Raw genomic sequence first — 1,240 nt, forward strand, 5'->3', positions numbered from 1 at the left:
ACGTGCGGGTCGCTGACATCCCACACCCGGACCGTCCCATCGAAGCTGGCGGTGGCCAGCAGGGCGATGCCACCGACCTGCCCGAACGCCACCGCCATCACCTGGCTGGTGTGGCCGCGCCGGGGTTCCCCGACCGGGGCGAAGGCGCGCGGGTCGCTGACATCCCACACCCGGACCGTCCCGTCGCTGCCGCCGGTGGCCAGCACGTCGAGGCCACCGACCCGCCCGAACGCCACCGCCCTCACCCGGCCGGTGTGGCCGCGCAGGGGTTCCCCGACCGGGGCGAAGGCGCGCGGGTCGCTGACATCCCACACCCGAACCGTCCCATCGCCGCCGGCGCTGGCCAGCACGTCGAGGCCACCGACCCGCCCGAACGCCACCGCCCACACCCCGGCGCCGTGCTGAACCCGGGCCAGCTGGAACCTTGGATCTGGAGGGACTGGCTGGGCCGGGGCGGGGGTGTCGTGGTGGGCAGTGCTGGGGAGGCGCACCGGTGTGCCGGCAGTGTGTGACTGTTGGACGATGCTGGTGATGTCCCACACCCGGGCCGTCCGGTCGGTGCCGGCGGTGGCGAGCAGGTCGATGTCACCGGCCCGCCCGAACACCACCGCCGTCACCGTGCCGGTGTGGCCGTGCAGGGGTTCCCCGGCCGGGGTGATGGCGTGCGGGTCGCTGGCATCCCACACCCGGGCCGTCCCGTCTTCGCTGGCGGTGGCCAGCAGGGCGATGTGCCCGAACGCCACCGCCCACACGGGGCCGGTGTGGCCGCGCAGGGGTTCCCCGAGCGGGGTGATGGCGCGCGGGTCGCTGGCATCCCACACCCGGGCCGTCTCGTCGTCGCTGGCGGTGGCGAGCAGGTCGATGTCACCGACCTGCCCGAACGCCACCGCCGTCACCGTGCCGGTGTGGCCGTGCAGGGGTTGCCCGACCGGGGTGATGTCGTGCGGGTCGCTGGCATCCCACACCTGGACCGTCCCGTCGGCGCTGGCGGTGGCCAGCAGGTCGATGTCACCGACCTGCCCGAACACCACCGCCGTCACCGTGCCGGTGTGGCCGTGCAGGGGTTGCCCGACCGGGGCGATGGCGCGCGGGTCGCTGACATCCCACACCCGAACCGTCCCATCGCCGCCGGCGCTGGCCAGCACGTCGAGGCCACCGACCCGCCCGAACACCACCGCCCTCACCCAGTCGTCGTGGCCGCGCAGGGGTTCCCCGACCGGGGCGATGGCGCGCGGGTCGC

The 1,240-nt window shown here is 74.9% G+C and carries 1 protein-coding gene; it reads right to left on the bottom strand.

The window, feature by feature from the left end; all coding sequences use genetic code 11:
• Positions 1-1,240, bottom strand: a 1,240-nt coding sequence (locus tag AB0G14_RS34495; RefSeq protein ID WP_357704799.1) for a WD40 repeat domain-containing protein, incomplete at both ends; no start/stop codon positions are given.

Origin of the sequence: Micromonospora sp. NPDC023814 (assembly GCF_040639595.1) — a bacterium.
Classification (GTDB): domain Bacteria; phylum Actinomycetota; class Actinomycetes; order Mycobacteriales; family Micromonosporaceae; genus Micromonospora.